Annotated in this window: 19 protein-coding genes, 9 tRNA genes and 1 rRNA gene; 1 reads left to right on the top strand and 28 read right to left on the bottom strand. The window is 40.0% G+C overall.

Annotated features, from left to right (window positions below; all coding sequences use genetic code 11):
• Window positions 1-11: 11 nt before the first annotated feature.
• The 9 genes from HZR21_RS09465 to HZR21_RS09425 all read right to left on the bottom strand — a co-directional run bounded on the left by HZR21_RS09465 (window position 12) and on the right by HZR21_RS09425 (window position 7,986).
• Window positions 12-497 carry a cysteine hydrolase family protein gene (locus tag HZR21_RS09465; protein ID WP_180747436.1) on the bottom strand — a complete coding sequence of 162 codons (486 nt, stop codon included), beginning with the start codon at window positions 495-497 and terminating at the stop codon, window positions 12-14.
• Between the two features lie 35 nt (window positions 498-532).
• A complete protein-coding gene (locus HZR21_RS09460) occupies window positions 533-1,126 on the bottom strand; it encodes a dTDP-4-dehydrorhamnose 3,5-epimerase family protein (protein WP_180747435.1) in 594 nt (197 codons plus the stop codon).
• 3 nt (window positions 1,127-1,129) lie between these two features.
• Window positions 1,130-2,002, bottom strand: a complete 873-nt coding sequence (gene rfbA, locus HZR21_RS09455) for a glucose-1-phosphate thymidylyltransferase RfbA (RefSeq protein WP_180747434.1) — start codon at window positions 2,000-2,002, stop codon at window positions 1,130-1,132.
• A gap of 222 nt (window positions 2,003-2,224) precedes the next feature.
• Entirely contained in the window at window positions 2,225-3,955 is a 1,731-nt protein-coding gene (gene ezrA / locus HZR21_RS09450) for a septation ring formation regulator EzrA (RefSeq protein WP_180747433.1), read from the bottom strand.
• Between the two features lie 260 nt (window positions 3,956-4,215).
• On the bottom strand, window positions 4,216-5,253 hold the full coding sequence (tsf, locus tag HZR21_RS09445; protein ID WP_180747432.1) for a translation elongation factor Ts: 1,038 nt from the start codon (window positions 5,251-5,253) through the stop codon (window positions 4,216-4,218).
• 250 nt (window positions 5,254-5,503) lie between these two features.
• Window positions 5,504-6,280: a 30S ribosomal protein S2 gene (gene rpsB / locus HZR21_RS09440; RefSeq protein ID WP_180747431.1), complete on the bottom strand. Its 777-nt coding sequence runs from the start codon at window positions 6,278-6,280 to the stop codon at window positions 5,504-5,506.
• 172 nt (window positions 6,281-6,452) lie between these two features.
• Window positions 6,453-6,650 (bottom strand): DUF4649 family protein, encoded by a 198-nt coding sequence (locus tag HZR21_RS09435; RefSeq protein ID WP_003139363.1) that lies wholly within the window; start codon window positions 6,648-6,650, stop codon window positions 6,453-6,455.
• 62 nt (window positions 6,651-6,712) lie between these two features.
• Window positions 6,713-7,186 carry a DUF2798 domain-containing protein gene (locus HZR21_RS09430; RefSeq protein ID WP_180747430.1) on the bottom strand — a complete coding sequence of 158 codons (474 nt, stop codon included), beginning with the start codon at window positions 7,184-7,186 and terminating at the stop codon, window positions 6,713-6,715.
• Window positions 7,187-7,362: 176 nt separating this feature from the next.
• Window positions 7,363-7,986, bottom strand: a complete 624-nt coding sequence (locus tag HZR21_RS09425) for an NAD(P)-dependent oxidoreductase (RefSeq protein WP_180747429.1) — start codon at window positions 7,984-7,986, stop codon at window positions 7,363-7,365.
• Between the two features lie 191 nt (window positions 7,987-8,177).
• Between HZR21_RS09425 and HZR21_RS09420 the strand changes: the two genes are divergently transcribed.
• Window positions 8,178-8,453, top strand: a complete 276-nt coding sequence (locus tag HZR21_RS09420; RefSeq protein ID WP_180747450.1) for a winged helix-turn-helix transcriptional regulator — start codon at window positions 8,178-8,180, stop codon at window positions 8,451-8,453.
• 89 nt (window positions 8,454-8,542) lie between these two features.
• On the opposite strand, the gene HZR21_RS09415 is transcribed toward HZR21_RS09420, so the two are convergent.
• From HZR21_RS09415 to rrf, 19 genes are all read right to left on the bottom strand, one after another.
• Entirely contained in the window at window positions 8,543-9,007 is a 465-nt protein-coding gene (locus tag HZR21_RS09415) for an NUDIX domain-containing protein (RefSeq protein ID WP_180747428.1), read from the bottom strand.
• Window positions 9,008-9,334 (bottom strand): hypothetical protein, encoded by a 327-nt coding sequence (locus HZR21_RS09410; RefSeq protein WP_003137188.1) that lies wholly within the window; start codon window positions 9,332-9,334, stop codon window positions 9,008-9,010.
• Entirely contained in the window at window positions 9,334-9,765 is a 432-nt protein-coding gene (locus HZR21_RS09405; RefSeq protein WP_180747427.1) for a GNAT family N-acetyltransferase, read from the bottom strand. Before HZR21_RS09405 ends, HZR21_RS09410 begins: the two co-directional genes overlap by 1 nt.
• Window positions 9,762-10,274 carry an NUDIX hydrolase gene (locus HZR21_RS09400; protein WP_180747426.1) on the bottom strand — a complete coding sequence of 171 codons (513 nt, stop codon included), beginning with the start codon at window positions 10,272-10,274 and terminating at the stop codon, window positions 9,762-9,764. The genes HZR21_RS09405 and HZR21_RS09400 overlap by 4 nt, the downstream gene beginning before the upstream one ends.
• A gap of 101 nt (window positions 10,275-10,375) precedes the next feature.
• Window positions 10,376-12,976 (bottom strand): bifunctional acetaldehyde-CoA/alcohol dehydrogenase, encoded by a 2,601-nt coding sequence (adhE, locus tag HZR21_RS09395; RefSeq protein ID WP_180747425.1) that lies wholly within the window; start codon window positions 12,974-12,976, stop codon window positions 10,376-10,378.
• Between the two features lie 412 nt (window positions 12,977-13,388).
• Complete coding sequence (locus tag HZR21_RS09390) at window positions 13,389-14,501, bottom strand: SepM family pheromone-processing serine protease (protein WP_374940028.1); 1,113 nt, start codon at window positions 14,499-14,501, stop codon at window positions 13,389-13,391.
• A complete protein-coding gene (gene coaD / locus HZR21_RS09385; RefSeq protein WP_180747423.1) occupies window positions 14,437-14,919 on the bottom strand; it encodes a pantetheine-phosphate adenylyltransferase in 483 nt (160 codons plus the stop codon). The genes HZR21_RS09390 and coaD overlap by 65 nt, the downstream gene beginning before the upstream one ends.
• Window positions 14,916-15,377 carry an ASCH domain-containing protein gene (locus tag HZR21_RS09380; protein ID WP_180747422.1) on the bottom strand — a complete coding sequence of 154 codons (462 nt, stop codon included), beginning with the start codon at window positions 15,375-15,377 and terminating at the stop codon, window positions 14,916-14,918. Before HZR21_RS09380 ends, coaD begins: the two co-directional genes overlap by 4 nt.
• The gene (rsmD, locus tag HZR21_RS09375) at window positions 15,364-15,906 is read right to left on the bottom strand and encodes a 16S rRNA (guanine(966)-N(2))-methyltransferase RsmD (protein WP_180747421.1); all 543 of its coding nucleotides are present in this window, start codon (window positions 15,904-15,906) and stop codon (window positions 15,364-15,366) included. Before rsmD ends, HZR21_RS09380 begins: the two co-directional genes overlap by 14 nt.
• Before the next feature lie 89 nt (window positions 15,907-15,995).
• Window positions 15,996-16,069: transfer RNA gene (locus HZR21_RS09370), tRNA-Pro, on the bottom strand.
• 137 nt (window positions 16,070-16,206) lie between these two features.
• Window positions 16,207-16,280 (bottom strand) — tRNA-Arg (locus HZR21_RS09365).
• Window positions 16,281-16,314: 34 nt separating this feature from the next.
• Window positions 16,315-16,400 (bottom strand) — tRNA-Leu (locus HZR21_RS09360).
• 14 nt (window positions 16,401-16,414) lie between these two features.
• Window positions 16,415-16,486, bottom strand: a tRNA-Gly gene (locus HZR21_RS09355).
• Window positions 16,487-16,506: 20 nt separating this feature from the next.
• Window positions 16,507-16,579, bottom strand: a tRNA-Thr gene (locus HZR21_RS09350).
• A gap of 49 nt (window positions 16,580-16,628) precedes the next feature.
• A tRNA-Leu gene (locus HZR21_RS09345) sits at window positions 16,629-16,710 on the bottom strand.
• Window positions 16,711-16,714: 4 nt separating this feature from the next.
• Window positions 16,715-16,787, bottom strand: a tRNA-Lys gene (locus tag HZR21_RS09340).
• 54 nt (window positions 16,788-16,841) lie between these two features.
• Window positions 16,842-16,914 (bottom strand) — tRNA-Asp (locus HZR21_RS09335).
• A 3-nt stretch (window positions 16,915-16,917) separates the two neighbouring features.
• A tRNA-Val gene (locus tag HZR21_RS09330) sits at window positions 16,918-16,990 on the bottom strand.
• A 120-nt stretch (window positions 16,991-17,110) separates the two neighbouring features.
• Window positions 17,111-17,226, bottom strand: a 5S ribosomal RNA gene (rrf, locus tag HZR21_RS09325).
• Between the last annotated feature and the right edge of the window lie 7 nt (window positions 17,227-17,233).

Genomic DNA, 17,233 nt, shown 5'->3' with positions numbered 1-17,233 from the left:
TGTTTCTATTTTTATACTAATGGCGAACTTTCACGCAACCACGACCACAATCCCCGGTAAAATTTATTAATTTTAGAGGCAGGAAACTCTTGCGTGTCAACAGTTGAGAAGGCATTCGGTGTAACTGCTATCTGATAACCCGCATAATAGGCTGCTTTAACCGTTGCATCTATACAATATTCAGTCTGAGCACCACATATTTCAAGTGAATCAATATCAAGACTATCCAAAGTCTGCTTTAAATCGGTCTGATAAAAGGCATTGGCTTGCGTTTTAGCAATTATACTATCATCAGCCTTAATATCCAATTCAGAAACAAACCGCCACGGCTCACTTCCCACTTTCAATTCACCACTATTATGCTGAATGAAAATGATAGCATCTCCGTTTTCACGGTATTCACGAATACGTTGGTTGACATTTTGAATTACTTTTTCAAACCCAAATAATGGACCAACACCATTTTGTAAATCAATTACCAATAAAGCTGTCGTCATCTTATATTAAACTCCCCAGAACCTCTTATCACCGCTTACAACAAATCAGCAGTCAAAGCTGTCACATCTTTAAGCAAGGGATGATTTTTATCTGCATCACTCACTTCAGCATTGGCAACGTCTTCCCATTTGATGCCAAGCGTTGGGTCAGCATAATTCACAAAGGCATACTTCGGTTTGAGTTCAAGTGCCCAGTAATCGTTCACAAGATAGCTATAGGCCACAACGTCGCTCAACACCTGGAAACCATTGGCAACCCCACGAGGGACGAAGATGCCTTTACTGGCATCAATTTCTGTTTGGTAAACATTACCAAAGCTTTCGCCTTCACGTAAATCAACCCATGCACCAAGTACACGACCATTGTCCGCAACCGAAATGTACTTATCCCAAGGTTCAGCGTGTAAACCACGTAAAACATTTTTTCGAGAAAATGACACATTATTTTGGAGTTTACCTTCAGCGAAAAAGCTTTCTGGAAAACCTAACGGCATCATTTTTTCCTTTTGGAAATTTTCTTTAAACCACCCACGGTTGTCACCATGAACTGGAATATCGAACTCTAACATCCCTGGGATTTCAGCGATTTCGCGCGCAGCTAATTTCTTTTCAAAAAAGTTCTCAGTCATGGATTAGTCAGCCTCCACAAGTCTTAACAAGTATTGACCATATTCGTTTTTCTTCAACGACTGTGCCAATTCAATGACTTGTTCACGTGTGATATAACCCATACGATATGCAATTTCTTCAAGGTTAGCCACTTGAACATTTTGCATACGTTGTACAGTTTCGATATATTGTGCCGCTTCAAGAAGTGACTCATGTGTCCCTGTATCCAACCAAGCAAAACCACGCCCCATCACTTCAACATCCAAATCGCCACGTTTGAGGTAAGCATCATTTACGTCTGTGATTTCAAGTTCGCCACGCGGTGACGGTTTGATATTTTTAGCAATTTCAACAACATCATTATCATAGAAATAAAGACCAGTAATGGCATAGTTTGATTTTGGATGTTCAGGTTTTTCTTCTACTGAGACAGCACGCATGTTATCGTCAAATTCAACAACACCAAAACGTTCTGGATCTTTGACTTGGTAGCCAAAGACTGTCGCGCCTTTTTCTTTAGCCGCAGCACGACCTAACATTTTTGACATACCTGGTCCATAATAGATATTATCTCCAAGGATCAAGGCAACATTATCATCACCAATGAAATCAGCACCGATAATGAAGGCTTGTGCCAAACCATCAGGACTAGGTTGTACCGCATAGCTCAAAGAAATACCGAACTCGCTACCATCACCTAACAATTCTTCAAAACGAGGCGAATCTTGCGGTGTTGAGATAATCAAGATTTCTTTGATACCCGCAAGCATCAAAGTTGAAAGTGGGTAATAAATCATCGGTTTGTCATAGATTGGCATCAATTGTTTACTTGCCGCACGTGTCAACGGATACAAACGTGTTCCTGAACCACCTGCTAAAATAATACCTTTTGTCATGAAAAGCCTCTTTTCTTTTTCTCTTTATCTTTTTTAAGCTCAAACATAGATGTTCTTGATATCGCAGCCGTTAAGATGAAATAATCTCTCATCTCACGTCATGTTACATTTGTGCTCGAATTTCATACCCTATAATTATATCATAATTAACATTAGATGTGCCAATTCCTCATTTAATTCCTGATAAAACAAACAAAAACTCGCCATTCAGCGAGTTTCGTCTTATCGATAATCTGGTGTCATTTTTGTGTTATGATAAACATTTGAAATACGCTCGCTTGCACCCGGTTCTACTGCGTCCAATGCGACTGAAATTTCTTCGTAGGATGCAGCATAATTGCGATCGCGCTCAAATAATTGATACGCCCGCGCAATGCTCTTGGCAATCGCTTCATTCGTTGTTTTGTACCGATTGGCATATTGCATTAAATCTTCCGCCAAACGTGCTTTGTCTACCAATTCATCCGTTGCATCTTTAAGATTCGACAAATCTTCCGTTGTCACATCAACCAAATGATTAACGCCATCAATATTCACTTTCACTTTATTTAATTCTTTAAACAAAGTCTGTACGCGCTCTGATGTCGCAAAGAATTTATCCAAGTAAACTTGTGGCAAACCTGGTAAATTACGTTTTTCAACGTAACGTTTTAAAATTCTAATTTCACGGTCAAAGGTATCAGCTGCATCTTGCGCTGCTTTTTCTTGCTTGCGTAAATCTTGCAAATCATTACTGATTTTAAGTTGGTTTTTCTCAATATCATCAAGTGTAGAAATGATTGTATCAACTTCCTTACCAAGTAAACTGTAAGGTTGTGCATTTTCTTGAATCACATCTAGCAACTCATAGGCACCAGCCTCTAATTGCTCCAATTGCTCTTGATAGCCACGGATCATTCCCATCTCATTACCTGTTAAAACATAGGCTTGAGAAACATGATCAATCTCCAAAAGAAGATTTTTATTGTTTGCTCGTGTATGTGCAATATAATCTTTGATAATACTAGCATTTTTGGCAACATCACGACGCGCCTTGTACTCAGCCTCAAAAATTTCGTAGAGACCATCTAAATTCAACTGAATCTGTTCCAATTGCGCATCAGCACGATCTAATTCAAAGTTTTCAACAAATATAGACGTTTGTTTCAAATCATCTCGAACTTCTTGCAAACGTTCTTCTACTTTTACTGATTCTGGTAATTTAAAATCTTGTGCTAAAAATTCTTGATAGCCTTGTGCCAATTCTTCCAGTTGTTTTGGATATTTAACAGTCATATCCTCAACGATAGCTGGAATACGTTCTGCAATTGCACCTAGGGCAATTGTATGCTCCTCAGCGGTCTCTAAAACTTCAGATGCCTCAATCGGGTCACCTGTTGAATTCAAATCTACAAATTGATTAAATTCAGTTTCGATATTATCTAACTGAGCCTCAAGTTCACCTAGGGCGACACCATATCTGTCTGCATTGTCTGTAATTTCAGCACGCAAAGTCTGGTATAAATCCAAAGAATCTTGAATTTTAGATGAATTAATTGTTTCTTGTTTCGTTAACTCTGAAATCCCCTCACGAATCGACTGCACGTCTTCTTCCATGAGTTCAATCTGACTTTCGGATGCATCAACAGATGCACGTGCGCGAACAAATCTGAATGAATCATTCAATTGTTCTGCTTCAAAAATATGATTTTCTAAATCCGCAAAAGAGTTTGACGACAAATCAATCCATTTTTGATTCCATTCACGAAAAATCGTCTGACTTTGTCCAACCAGATGCAATTTTTTGACGGCATCAATCTCTTCTTGTACTGGCAAATCAAATAAATCTTCTTTACGCTCTTCAAGCGCAATAATTCGATCTTCTGTTTTTTTGCGTAGCACCATCGACGCCACATAAAAAATAACGACGATTGCAAGTAAGACGACGATTGCGATTATGATACTGTTTGGCATTCTATTTACTCTCCATCACGGGTCTATTAATACATTTATATCTTGTTTTCGAATTTACAAATTCCGTGTTTCATTATACCACATTTAAAGCAAAAAATACACCGGAAGTTAAATTTCGGTGTATTTTTTAGTCATTTGATTAATTGATGCTTTAAAAATTAATGGTGTCATATACCAAGCTTAAAATAAAGCTTTTGATACCTTTAATCACGCTTACTATCAAACAACTATTTTATCTTCTTACGATTGATTCGTGATGATTAATTTTCAAGTGCAGCAGCCATTGTTGCTTGTACTTCAGCTTCAAAGTTGTTAGCAGCTTTTTCGATACCTTCGCCAACTTCAAAACGTGCAAATGTAATTGCTTTAGCATCTTTAGACTCAAGGAATTTAGCAACAGTTTTGCTGTCATCCATTACGTAAAGTTGTGACAAAAGCGCATTTTCTTGGTCAATTTGTGTATTATCAACAAAGAATTTGGCCATTTTACCTGGCAAAATTTTGTCCCAGATTTTTTCTGGTTTGCCTTCGGCTTTAAGTTCTTCTTTGAATTCTGCTTCAACTTTTGCTAAAACATCATCAGTCAATTGTGCAGCTGAACCATATTGTGGTACGTGCAAGAATGCTTTACCTGTACGTTTACGGTCTTCGTTTTCAATTTCAATACGTGAAATCAAAGCAGTTGTTTCGCTAACGATGAAGTCATGATCAAGTTCTTCAGCAGACAAAACGCTTGGGCTCATTGCCGCAACGTGCATTGCAACTGTTTTTGAAAGAGACTCATCACCACCTTCGATGACTGTGATAACACCGATGCGACCACCATTATGTTGGTAAGCACCGAAGTTTTGGTCGTCATTTTTTTCGACTAATTGGAAACGACGGAAAGCAATTTTTTCGCCGATTGTTGAAGTTGCTTCAACATAAGCTTCTCCCAAAGTTTTACCAGTAGAAGTTACAATGGCAAGTGCTGCATCGTTGTCAGCTGGTTTGTTTTTAGCAATCAATTCTGCTGTTTCGTTAACCAAAGCAACAAATTGATCATTTTTTGCAACAAAGTCAGTTTCTGAGTTAACTTCAACAAGTGCTGCAACGTTACCGTCAACATAAACACCAGTCAGACCTTCAGCAGCGACGCGGTCAGCTTTTTTAGCTGCTTTTGCAATCCCTTTTTCACGGAGCAAGTCAATCGCTTTGTCCATATCTCCATCAACTTCAACGAGTGCTTTTTTAGCATCCATGATGCCGGCACCAGTTTTTTCACGCAATTCTTTTACTTGAGCTGCAGTAATTGCCATTTTTGATTTCTCCTTTTAGATATTGAGTGGGTTACTTAAATTTTAGAGCATAATATGCTTAAAGTCAAGAAGACTCAATTTAGATAATTAAAGAGGGCTGAGGCGTAGGCCCCGCCCTCTTTCGATTTTTTATGTTAGATATTTGGTAAAACGTCAAGGTCTATCAAACCCAGATGAGTTGTATTTCCCTATTAGTTCTTGAAAAAACACTTCGTGTTTCCTCATTGGTTAATTCAAACTAAGCTTATGCTTAGTTTGAACCTTCCACAACTTCTACCAATTCTTCGATTGATTCAGATGATGCTGGTTCTGATACGTTTGCATCTTCAGCTTCAACAGAATCTTCGCCTTGACGACCTTCGATGATCGCATCAGCCATTTTACCTGTAATCAATTTAACCGCACGAATAGCATCGTCATTGGCAGGGATGATCACGTCAATTGGATCAGGATCTGCGTTTGTATCAACCATAGCTACGATTGGAATATTCAATTTAGTTGCTTCTTGAACAGCGATTTGCTCTTTATGTGGATCCACGATGTAGATAAGATCAGGGATACGTGGCATATCAGCGATACCGCCCAAGAATTTTTCTAAGCGATCACGTTGTTTGTTAAGCAAAACAACTTCTTTTTTAGGAAGGACTTCAAAAGTGCCGTCTTCTTCCATTTTGTTGATTTCTTTCAAACGTGCGATACGTTTTTGGATTGTACCCCAGTTAGTCAAAGTACCACCCAACCAACGGTGGTTGATGTAGTATTGACCAGCACGAGTTGCTTCTTCTTTAACAGCTTCAGCAGCTTGTTTTTTAGTGCCTACGAAGAGAACAACAGCACCGTTTGCTGCAGCTTCGCGTACATAGTTGTAAGCGTCGTCAGCAAGTTTAACTGTTTTTTGTAAATCGATAACGTGAATACCGTTACGTTCTGTAAAGATGTAAGGTTTCATTTTTGGGTTCCAACGGCGTGTTTGGTGACCGAAGTGAACACCCGCTTCGAGTAGTTGTTTCATTGAAATGACTGCCATGAGCTAGTCTCCTTTTAAAATAGTTTTTTTCCTCTTTTGACCGTCAACTCGCCCCGCTACTCACTTTTAAAGCTAGCACTACGGGACGATCATGTCAAAATGTGGTTTAAGTTCCCGCATATTTTTACGGCAACCATTTAATTATACACGGTTTTTCCTGATTTGACAAGACTTATTTGTTGTATTTATCAAACAAATCGCCAATTGTCCCTTTAAAATCAACTTTCTCATCACCAACATAGAGCTCATCTACTTCATAGTGATCTTGAATCGCTGGAATTTCACGATTTTGCAACATTAGAAACTCAGCTATATCTTTAAAAGTTTTAGTTTCTGGCGCATTGCCTGCATTGTGATAAGTAATTTTCATTTGATTTTCCTCCTCTTTTATTATATATCTATTTCTCAGAAATGGCATTTCTCAAGTGTTTATTACTTTTTTAAATGGAGTCGATACATGGCATAACGTGCAACTGGTTGAGCAATCAACATTTCTGTAAGCATCGCAATTGTGAAGTTTCTTGGCCATTTATAAAAGAAATGTTGGAAAGGTGCTAAACTAATTGTTTTCGTTGCAATCATCGCACCTACGATAGTCATTAACACTGACATCATCGCGACATTAATCAAAATCGTTATCGTTATTTTGGCATTAAAGCTATCCGTCTCTTCTGTTATTTTAGCTGCTACCTTTTCTGCAGGCATGTGCGTCAGCAAAACAAAAGCTACGATTGCCACTAACAAAAATGGCATTGACGCAAGGGTATGCCCCCATGTCTCTAAACTAAATCCGACCTCGAATCCTGAAATAACTGGTGCAATGATATTAACCGAAATAATGGCGACTATCGCAAGAAATAAAACAAATTCTTTGCCGTTTCGGGGTAACTTCATATAAAAATCCATTGGGTAATTAACCTCTTCTTTTCTATATATTTACTGCAAAAACAGCGCAAAGGGCACCCGACTAAAATCGGGTAGCAACCTTTACGCTGAACCATTATACGCAGTAAATTATCTTTAGTATAACACAAATATTTTTTCTTCGTAAGTAAAAAATCACGAAATTCAATGCGATTTTTTCACCATCTAACCGAGTGACGTTCCTTCTGATAACGACCACTTGTCGCAATATCAACCAAGGCCATCGCATAGTCAGCATACGATATTTGACTCACACCCTTATCGTCCGTCGTAAAAACTTCCCCCTCAATCACGTAGTGACCCTTTCTTTCCCCATCCGCGACAAAATCAGCCGCTGGCGAAATATAAGTCCAATCAACATCAAGTGTCCGCAAACGCGCCAATCCTTCACCCATTGCACTCGCAAGTGGTTTAAAAGCATCCGGAAAACCAGAACTATCTTTTAAAGCCACCGTGTGACTCGCATCCAAATAGAGAGACCCCGCACCTCCAACAACAACCAAACGTGCATTCGGTGCCAGAATAGCAGCCAAATGCTCTAAAGATGTGGTGTGTTGTTGAAGTGCCTCCGGCGCCCAGGCGCCAAATGCGTCAATCACAATATCAAAGTTTTTCACATCAGAAACGGTTAACTCAAATAAATCTTTAATAATAACTTGACTGGCTTGTGTTTTGTTTGCTTGACGGACAGCCACTGTCACATCCAAATCACGCGCTATCAGTTCATTCACAATCTTTTGACCCGCTTTACCATTTGCCGCGACAACTAAAAATTTGCTCATCTTATTTACCCCTTATTTTCTATATCAACTTGCTATATCTTGACTACAAGTATATAATAACTTATAAGTAGAAAAAATGTAAGTAGGCACTATTATATTACCTAGGTATCTTTTTGTAACTATTGGAGGTTTGCATCATCGAAAATGAAAAATCACTCCCCGCGTGACCTGTAGAATTAACCCTTTCTCTTATCGGCAATAAATGGAAATTCTTAATCATCCGTGACCTATTAGTTGAAACAAAGCGTTTTAGTGTCTTAAAACGTTCCATTGGTAGTATTTCCCAAAAAGTATTAACTGATAATCTGAGACAACTCGAAACATCTGGTATTGTCACGCGCAAAGTTTATGCAGAGGTTCCCCCACGCGTGGAATATTCCTTAACACCGCTTGGGCAATCTTTAGATACTGTTCTCAATTCTATGATGACCTGGGGAGAGCACTACAAAAACAAATATGAGCCATAAAATTTATCAAAAAACCTCTTGAACTTAAATCAAGAGGTTTTTTGACTGTCTTTCTCTAAAGTTACATTGTACCACTATGACACCGTTGTTTATGACACGAGATTAGCTTCTTGATTCACAAGGTGTAATATTTGATCACGCTTATCTCTGACAATATCAGATAAAATCTCTGGCTGCAAGCTAGCACTTTCACTAATTGGCAACCACAAGATATCTTGACTTTCAAAATCGAGTGCTGATTGGTCAAACTCTAAAGTATTAGTCGTTACGTTATAGACATATAAAAACTCATGATAAAATGTGTCATCATATTTGAAATAATTCTCTATCATCGCACATAAACTAGCCGCTTCCACAATTAAGCCTGTTTCCTCAGCTACTTCACGGCTAATCGCGGCTTGCGTTGTTTCTCCGAGGGCAACGCGTCCGCCTACTAAAGAGATTGTCCCGTTAGGCCATTGTGATACCAAAATCTTATCATCTTGTTGAATGATTGCGGCAACTCGAATATTTAAGCGACCTTCCGCAATATCTACTGTCAAATCTTGTGTCATTTAATCCTCCACCATTTCAATTGTTGACTCAAAATATTGTGCCATAAACGCGATTCTTGTCATGATGTCATCGGTTGTATAACTTTTTCCGAAGTCTGTCACCACCCACTTGGTCTCAACATCATCCTCACGGTGGACGACTGCGATTAACTCTCCTGTAAAACTCTCCAGAGGCTTGTCATCTTCCGTTAAAATGTAGACATCCTGCGCCTCCCCATCACCACCTATTACCCCCGCGACGTAGCCGTAATTTACGGGATAAATCGTGCCATGGTGATTAAAACCTACGGGTCGGTCAATGGTCACGGCTAGTGTCAGTTTTTCCATCAAAACACTTTTCTAAAGTTTGCTTGTGATTTAACCCGTTCGTAGCCCACTCGCTCGTAAAATAAGTGAGCATCGTGTCGACCTTCCCCTGAATTCAAGCGAATACCTGATGCGCCGTCAGTTTGTGCAAAATCTTCTGCTGCTTGCATCAGACTTTTACCGACACCTTGCCCTTGAAATTGCTCAAAAACAGCTAGCCCTAATATATTTTTATAGGGAATGGCATATGTCACGTCATAGTCCTGAATGTGAACATAGCCAGCAGGTTCCCCATCAACAAAAGCCACAAAAATTTGATTAGCAGGTTTTGACAAAACGTCTAGTAGACGTGTTTGACTAAACACTTCATCTAAATCATAACCTAGCGTCTCTTGACCAAGTCGATAAATCATCGCATGGTCATCAATTCTTGCTTTTCTCACTTCAATCATGTTTTGTCTCCTATTTCAGAAAAACTAAAAATCAATTCAAGCATTGAACGCTGATAAGGAAAGAAAGTGCCTTCTTTCATCATGCACATCACCTCATCATAACTCGCCCACTTAACCCCCTGCACTTCTGTAGGCTGTAAATTCAGCTTTCCCAAATTCAGGTCCTGATGAACGATATATTCATCAGCAAAGCCATTCGGAAAGTGTATCCAAAAATAGGGTACGGTTTGTGCTAAATCAATTTCTAACCCTAATTCTTCGAAAACTTCACGCTCAGCTGCCTCTCTGCTTGTCTCTCCAGCTTGCACACCACCGCCCACGCTAATATCCCAATAGCCAGGCCAATCAGGCTTATGGGGCTGACGTTGCTGAATCAAGAGTTGATTTTGCGTATTCATAATATTCACATGGACAATCAACTGATGCTCACCACCTTTAAGTTTCTGGTTGCGCTCAGCTGTTCTCCCAGTTCGGTTACGCTCATCATCATAAATATCAAACAGTTCCATAGCACCCCTCCATTTTGCCATAGTATAACATATTTATAAACACCAAGCACAAAAAAACTTACAAGCATTTGTTTGTAAGTTTTTTTAGACATCATATTCGCTTAGCCTTTATAGTCATAAGCTATTTCAATGATACCTTTCAATTCAGAGATCAAAGGTTCTTTTGGATTAGCAGTTGTACATTGGTCTTCATAAGCTTTTTCAGCCAAGTGATCAATTTCTGCATCCATTTGTTTCTTAGTCAAGCCTTGTGCTTGCCAATTCATTTCGATACCAGTTGCGATACCAAGATTGTAAACAGCAGTTGCAAGTGCTTCAACTAATTCAGCAGTAGTGTTACCTTTAAGGCCTAAGAAACGCGCAATGTCTGCATAATCTTCATCCGCACGGAAGAAGTCATATTTAGGGAACATCGCATGTTTTTGAGGGTCTTTCGCGTTGTAACGGATGATATGTGGTAACAGAATCGCATTTGTACGTCCGTGAGGAATATTCCAAGCACCACCAACTTTGTGGGCGATTGAGTGACAAATACCGAGGAAGGCATTGGCGAAGGCCATACCAGCCATTGTAGAGGCATTATGCATTTTCTCACGAGATTCAGCATCACCAGTCTTAACTGATTTTTCAAGATATTCAAAGACAATCTTGATAGCTTGCAATGACAGACCACGTGTATAGTCAGATGCCATAACTGAAACATATGATTCAATCGCGTGTGTCAAGACGTCCATACCTGTATCAGCAGTCACGCTAGCTGGTACTGACATCACGAGTTGTGGGTCGATGATTGCTACATCTGGCGTCAAAGCGTAGTCAGCAAGTGGGTATTTAGTATGATCTTCCGAGTCAGTAATAACCGCAAATGGTGTTACTTCTGAACCTGTACCAGATGTTGTTGGAATACAGATGAAGGTTGCTTTTTCAGCGTATTCAATCTTATAAGCACGCTTACGGATATCAAGGAATTTTTGTTTAGCGCCGAAGAATGATGTATCTGGGTGTTCGAAGAACATCCACATACCTTTAGCCGCATCCATTGCTGAACCACCACCGAGTGCGATAACCACATCCGGTTGGAAACTATTGAACATTTCAAGACCTTTATAAACGGTGTTTGTAGACGGGTTAGGTTCTACATCAGAGAAAACTTCAACACGTGGGTCATGAGGATTTTTTTCAAGTTGTTTACGAACAAGGTCAGCATAGCCAAATTGAACCATACCTGGGTCACAAACAAGCATGACACGTTCAGCTTTAATTTGTTGCAAGTAAGTGATTGAATTTTTTTCAAAGTAAACTTTTGGTGGCAATTTGAACCATTGCATATTATTTCTCCGTTTAGCAAGCGTTTTAACGTTAATCAAATCTACTGCTGATACGTTATGTGAAACTGAGTTATGACCATATGAACCACAACCAAGTGTCAATGATGGCAACATTTCATTGTAAATATTACCAATACCACCTTCAGCTGCTGGCGTATTCACAAGGATACGACAAGCTTTCATGCGAATACCAAACTGGATTTGCAAGTCTTCATCTTCTGTGTGGATAACAGCCGTATGACCAAGACCACCAAGGTCAAGCATCGCTTCACAAAGGTCAAGACCTTCTTCAGTTGAATTAGCTTTAACCATTGCCAAGACTGGTGATAATTTTTCACGTGATAACGGGAAGTCAGCACCAACACCAGCAATTTCAACGATGAGCAATTTTGTTTCTTCTGGTACTTTGATCCCTGCTAATTCAGCGATATATTTAGCTGAGTAACCAACGATTTTAGGGTTAACCGCATGACCGTCAGGTAACATGACTGCTGCTTGAAGTTTTGCCAATTCAGCTTTAGATGATACGATATATGCATTGTGTGCCAAGAATTCTTCTTTAACTTCGTTGTAAACTTCGTTATCAACGATGATTGCTTGCTCAGACGCACAAATCATACCGTTGTCAAATGTTTTCGAAAGGAACAAGTCATTCACTGCACGTTTGATTTTAGCATCTTTTGTAATATAAGCAGGTGTATTACCAGGGCCTACACCAAGTGCTGGTTTACCAGTTGAGTAAGCTGATTTAACCATGCCTGCACCACCAGTTGCCAAGACCGTTGCAATTGTTGGGTGGTTCATCAAAAGACCAGTCGCTTCAATTGAAGGTGTTGTTACCCATTGGATACAGTCTTCAGGCGCACCTGCTGCAACTGCGGCATCTAAGACGATTTGTGCTGCTGCTGCAGAAGATTTTTGTGCTGACGGATGGAAAGCAAAGATGATTGGATTACGTGTTTTAATCGCAATCATAGATTTGAAAATTGTTGTTGACGTTGGGTTAGTTGTTGGGGTTACACCGCAGATAACGCCGACTGGTTCAGCAATTTCAACGATACCAGCTTCTTTATCTTCATTGATAACGCCAACTGTTTTGTTATCTTTGATCGCGTTCCAAATATACTCAGACGCATACATATTTTTGATGGCTTTATCTTCATAGATACCGCGACCAGTTTCTTCCACGGCCAATTTGGCAAGTGGCATGTGTTTGTCAAGCGCTGCCATACTCATTTCATGCACGATATGGTCGATTTGTTCTTGATTTAATTTTTCAAGACCTTTGAGCGCTTCTGCCCCTTTAACAGCAAGCTCATCAATCATGCCAGCAACGTCAAATGTTTCAGTTTTCTCTACAGTTTTTGTAGCCATCTTTTCTCTCCTTAAATTTGAACTTCGAGTTTACCTTCTAGTCAAAAAGATTTTTGCCCTCACAAGTCACGCTTGTTCACGACAACCCCTTATTTTCTATCAAAGTGGTAATACCTTCAGCATCATGCCTAAAAATGGTAGTTACGATTAGGTTTAGATAAGTTAGTGAAATAATTAACTTACCTTTATGACCTTATTATATCACACTGAAAGCGTTTGTAAAGTGATATTTAAAAATTTATCATTTGTGAAATTATCAACTTTGTGAATTTATTAATTAATTCGTTTTTAACACCGTAAAATCAAGCAACTTTTTTCACAAAGTCATCAAAAAAAGTTGCTCAGAAAATAATTTCACAATCTTCTGAGCAACTTTTCTTTTTTCCTGAGCTGGTGAACTCAAGGTTATTTTTTAAGATTTCTCCAAATAATTAATGGCATCCTGCACTGTTTTTACAGGTACAATCTTCATCTTGGTGTTCAATTTTTTAGCAGCAGCTAGTGCCTCTTGATAGTTTGATTTAACATCAGGCTCAGCTTTTTTCATTTCTTTCGTAATTTCATCATCAGGCGCTAAGAAAATTTTAGCACCATTTCGACTCGCGGTAGCTATTTTTTTATCAATCCCACCAATTCGCCCAATCTTACCATCCTTTTCAATTGTCCCAGTACCAGCAATTTCTCGACCTCGCGTTAAATCCTGACCTGTCAATTGAGCGTAAATTTCAAGCGTGAACATCATTCCGGCTGACGGACCTCCAATCGACCCTGCATCAATTGTCACTTCTGGCCTACTCTTAATGGCTGTGTGGTCAACCAGTGTAATCCCAATACCAGCCTTGCCATCTGAAATCTTAATCGTTTTACCATCTGCTGACTTGGACGCCCCCGATTCATCCAAGTACTGAACCGAAATCTTAGCACCAATCTTTTGAGATTTGATATAGGTCATTAATTCTTCAGATGATTTGAAACTTTGCCCATTGACACCCGTCACCGTATCTGCGATATGCAAGACATCCTTAAACGTTGACTCCTTCATCACATCTAAGACATATACGCCCTTATATTCTAAATCAAAGGGCTTACCAGCCAGTTTAAACGCCTCATATATAGCAGCATTCTGCGCACTTGCCATGTAAAAAGCATTCATTCGCGTATAGTCAGCGTCCGACTGATTTCCCATCATATCTTCTTTACTATAAACATCCGTAAAATCCGTTAACGCTGCATAAATCAAACTTGCACCCGTTGCCCGCATCATTGAAACAGTCGTTAAATTTAAAGACCCTTTTTCTGATTTTTTGGACAATGGTGCTTGATCGACCTTAATCATCTCAACAACATTTTCAGTCGTGCCAGGCATCTCAACATAGTACGGTAGGGGGAGTAGAACACCAAGTAGGATTAGAATACCAACAACGCTAACAATCCCCCAACGTTTTGTTATAAATGACTTTTTATTTTTGCTCAAATTTTTTCTCCAATTCAAGTGCGACAAGCTCCGGCACCCATTTTGACACATCAACACCAAAGTGTGCTAATTCTTTCATTCTCGAGCTACTCACATACTGAAGTTCTGGACTGGCCGCGAGCAGAACAGTCTCAACACCGGTCATCTCTTGGTTAAAATAAATCATGGCTGACTCATAGTCTAGGTCTTGCGCATTTCTCACGCTTCGAACTAGGGCCGTCACGCCCAATTTCTGAGCAACATTGACCGTTAAATCCGATTCGTGAACGATGATTTCAATGTGCTCAGAATCCGTCAGTAGTTGGCGCATTATCTCTGCCCGCTCAATTGATGAAAAGAAGGGATTTTTATTGTCGTTGTTGAAAATACCGACATAAAGTTTATCGAAAAGTTTTGCAGCGCGGTGGATGATATCCAAATGACCATTGGTAATTGGGTCAAATGTCCCTGTATATAAACCGATCTTCATTTATAAACTACCTCAAATTCTTCGTATAATAACGCAAGTTTGTCTTCATCATAGACTAAATTTTCTTTGATAAAAGCCGTCTTAAAAAAAGCACGATGTACTGCCTGCCAGTAGGCGACTGATAAATCGCCTTCACCTTCTAAACGCGCCATTTCTTCTGTTACATCATTGAACATAAAACGTTTAATTTTTTTAGTCTGCAAAATCGCAATCGGTTCATTCGAACCATTTAACAAAATATCATAGACTTTGTTCTCTGTTGGAAAAGCAATCCCTTCAAGTTCATAGAAAACAACCGCAGAAGTAGTGCCTGTTTTCTTACCTTCAAGCACAAGTTGACCTAAGTCATCCGCCATTTCAGCTGTCGCTCCAAATGACCAGCTTGAACCAAATATTGGTGATTCAATGTCAGCAGCCGCTTCAAACTTCTGCCAATATGCCTTTTCAATTGCGTTCATATAGACTCACTTTCGAAATACCATAAGTTTTTTGCTTAATAAGGCTGAAGGTCGCTATGGTATCGGGTAGCTCAACAGATTTATCTGTTTCACAAACAATCATCACATCTGGCGATAGAAGTCCTCTATCTTCTAGTTTTTCAATATCCTTAACAATTTGTTCTTTAGCATAGGGTGGGTCTAAAAACACTAAATCGAAAGGCTCATTTAATAATGAAATGGCTTTATCTGATGTCATTTTCATCAAGGTAAAGCGCTCATTATCTTTTGTCATGTCAATATTAGCTTGAATCACTTGCTGGGCCTGCCGATCTTTTTCGACCATGATCGCCCTATCACATCCACGAGAAATCGCTTCAATTGCAAGACCACCTGAACCCGAATATAAATCTAAAACAAGTCCACCCTCAAAGTATTGTCCAAGCATAGAAAAAATAGCTGCTCTGACTTTATCTCCTGTAGGACGTGTGTTTTTACCCTCTAATGTTTTGAGGGTTCTACCCCCATATTCTCCCGAAACAACTCTCATTTCATCACCTCAGTTATCTCTTTTTATTATAACAAATTTAAGTCAATAATCGTATGTACAAAAAAACGACTGAAATCAGTCGTCAATTATCGGGAAGACAGGATTCGAACCTGCGACACCTTGGTCCCAAACCAAGTACTCTACCAAGCTGAGCTACTTCCCGATTTATATCATGTATTGGCAACTTGTCTTGACTACGTCAAGCTCACTGCGTTCTGATTGCTCTCGCAATCAGAACTTCCCATACATATTTCAACGCTACGCTGATAAGCTAGCTTATCGACTTTCGCTTTTGAAATATGCACCCTGCAGGATTCGAACCTGCAACCGCCTGATTCGTAGTCAGGTACTCTATCCAGTTGAGCCAAGGGTGCTCCTTAAAGTAAAATCCACCGCTATCTCTAGCGATGCCGAGGACCGGAATCGAACCGGTACGAAGGTCACCCTTCGCAGGATTTTAAGTCCTGTGCGTCTGCCAGTTCCGCCACCCCGGCTTACCTCTAGCATAAGCGAAAGACGGGGTTCGAACCCGCGACCCCCACCTTGGCAAGGTGATGTTCTACCACTGAACTACTTTCGCATATCTATTTATTTAATTAATGCCGGCTACATGATTTGAACACGCGACCCTCTGATTACAAATCAGATGCTCTACCAACTGAGCTAAGCCGGCTAAGGCATATTTAACCCAAGTCAAACAATCGCTCAACTCAGTTAAACAATGCGGATGAAGGGACTTGAACCCCCACGCCGTAAAGCGCTAGATCCTAAATCTAGTGCGTCTGCCAATTCCGCCACATCCGCTTTATGACCCGTGCTGGGCTCGAACCAGCGACCCATTGATTAAAAGTCAATTGCTCTACCAACTGAGCTAACGAGTCAATACTTGGTACCCACAATTCCTTGTGGTTTTAAAACATTACTTTATGTTTTAACGGTCTCGACGGGACTTGAACCCGCGATCTTCGCCGTGACAGGGCGACGTGATAACCACTACACTACGAGACCTAATGGGAGTTGAGGGGTTCGAACCCCCGACCCTCTGCTTGTAAGGCAGATGCTCTCCCAGCTGAGCTAAACTCCCATGGTGGGAGCTTAACTCAACTGACCTGTTTCTACGGTTGCTACGCAATCCTCGAAACAAACGCTACGCGTTAGCTGAGCTAAACTCCCAATAAAAGCGGCTTCTCAGTCGCTTTAATTCGCTTGGCACCGACCATATCTCACAGGGGGCAACCCCCAACTACTTCCGGCGTAATGAGACTTAACTGCTGTGTTCGACATGGGAACAGGTGTATCTCTCATGCAATAAGCACCAAACTGGTTT

The sequence above is a fragment of the Pseudolactococcus laudensis genome (assembly GCF_013449735.1).
Taxonomy (GTDB): Bacteria; Bacillota; Bacilli; order Lactobacillales; family Streptococcaceae; genus Pseudolactococcus; species Pseudolactococcus laudensis.
This window is presented reverse-complemented; position numbering and strand designations above follow the sequence as displayed.

Coding starts and splice junctions, on each gene's coding strand:
- HZR21_RS09465 (WP_180747436.1), bottom strand. CDS start 497: ATGACGACAGCTTTATTGGTAATTGATTTACAAAATGGTGTTGGTCCA.
- rpsB (WP_180747431.1), bottom strand. CDS start 6,280: ATGGCAGTCATTTCAATGAAACAACTACTCGAAGCGGGTGTTCACTTC.
- HZR21_RS09390 (WP_374940028.1), bottom strand. CDS start 14,501: ATGTGTCAAAATGGGTGCCGGAGCTTGTCGCACTTGAATTGGAGAAAA.
- HZR21_RS09400 (WP_180747426.1), bottom strand. CDS start 10,274: ATGGAACTGTTTGATATTTATGATGATGAGCGTAACCGAACTGGGAGA.
- HZR21_RS09410 (WP_003137188.1), bottom strand. CDS start 9,334: ATGGAAAAACTGACACTAGCCGTGACCATTGACCGACCCGTAGGTTTT.
- HZR21_RS09435 (WP_003139363.1), bottom strand. CDS start 6,650: ATGAAAATTACTTATCACAATGCAGGCAATGCGCCAGAAACTAAAACT.
- tsf (WP_180747432.1), bottom strand. CDS start 5,253: ATGGCAATTACTGCAGCTCAAGTAAAAGAATTGCGTGAAAAAACTGGT.
- coaD (WP_180747423.1), bottom strand. CDS start 14,919: ATGAAGATCGGTTTATATACAGGGACATTTGACCCAATTACCAATGGT.
- HZR21_RS09430 (WP_180747430.1), bottom strand. CDS start 7,186: ATGGATTTTTATATGAAGTTACCCCGAAACGGCAAAGAATTTGTTTTA.
- adhE (WP_180747425.1), bottom strand. CDS start 12,976: ATGGCTACAAAAACTGTAGAGAAAACTGAAACATTTGACGTTGCTGGC.
- HZR21_RS09415 (WP_180747428.1), bottom strand. CDS start 9,007: ATGACACAAGATTTGACAGTAGATATTGCGGAAGGTCGCTTAAATATT.
- ezrA (WP_180747433.1), bottom strand. CDS start 3,955: ATGCCAAACAGTATCATAATCGCAATCGTCGTCTTACTTGCAATCGTC.
- HZR21_RS09380 (WP_180747422.1), bottom strand. CDS start 15,377: ATGAACGCAATTGAAAAGGCATATTGGCAGAAGTTTGAAGCGGCTGCT.
- rfbA (WP_180747434.1), bottom strand. CDS start 2,002: ATGACAAAAGGTATTATTTTAGCAGGTGGTTCAGGAACACGTTTGTAT.
- HZR21_RS09405 (WP_180747427.1), bottom strand. CDS start 9,765: ATGATTGAAGTGAGAAAAGCAAGAATTGATGACCATGCGATGATTTAT.
- HZR21_RS09425 (WP_180747429.1), bottom strand. CDS start 7,986: ATGAGCAAATTTTTAGTTGTCGCGGCAAATGGTAAAGCGGGTCAAAAG.
- HZR21_RS09460 (WP_180747435.1), bottom strand. CDS start 1,126: ATGACTGAGAACTTTTTTGAAAAGAAATTAGCTGCGCGCGAAATCGCT.
- rsmD (WP_180747421.1), bottom strand. CDS start 15,906: ATGAGAGTTGTTTCGGGAGAATATGGGGGTAGAACCCTCAAAACATTA.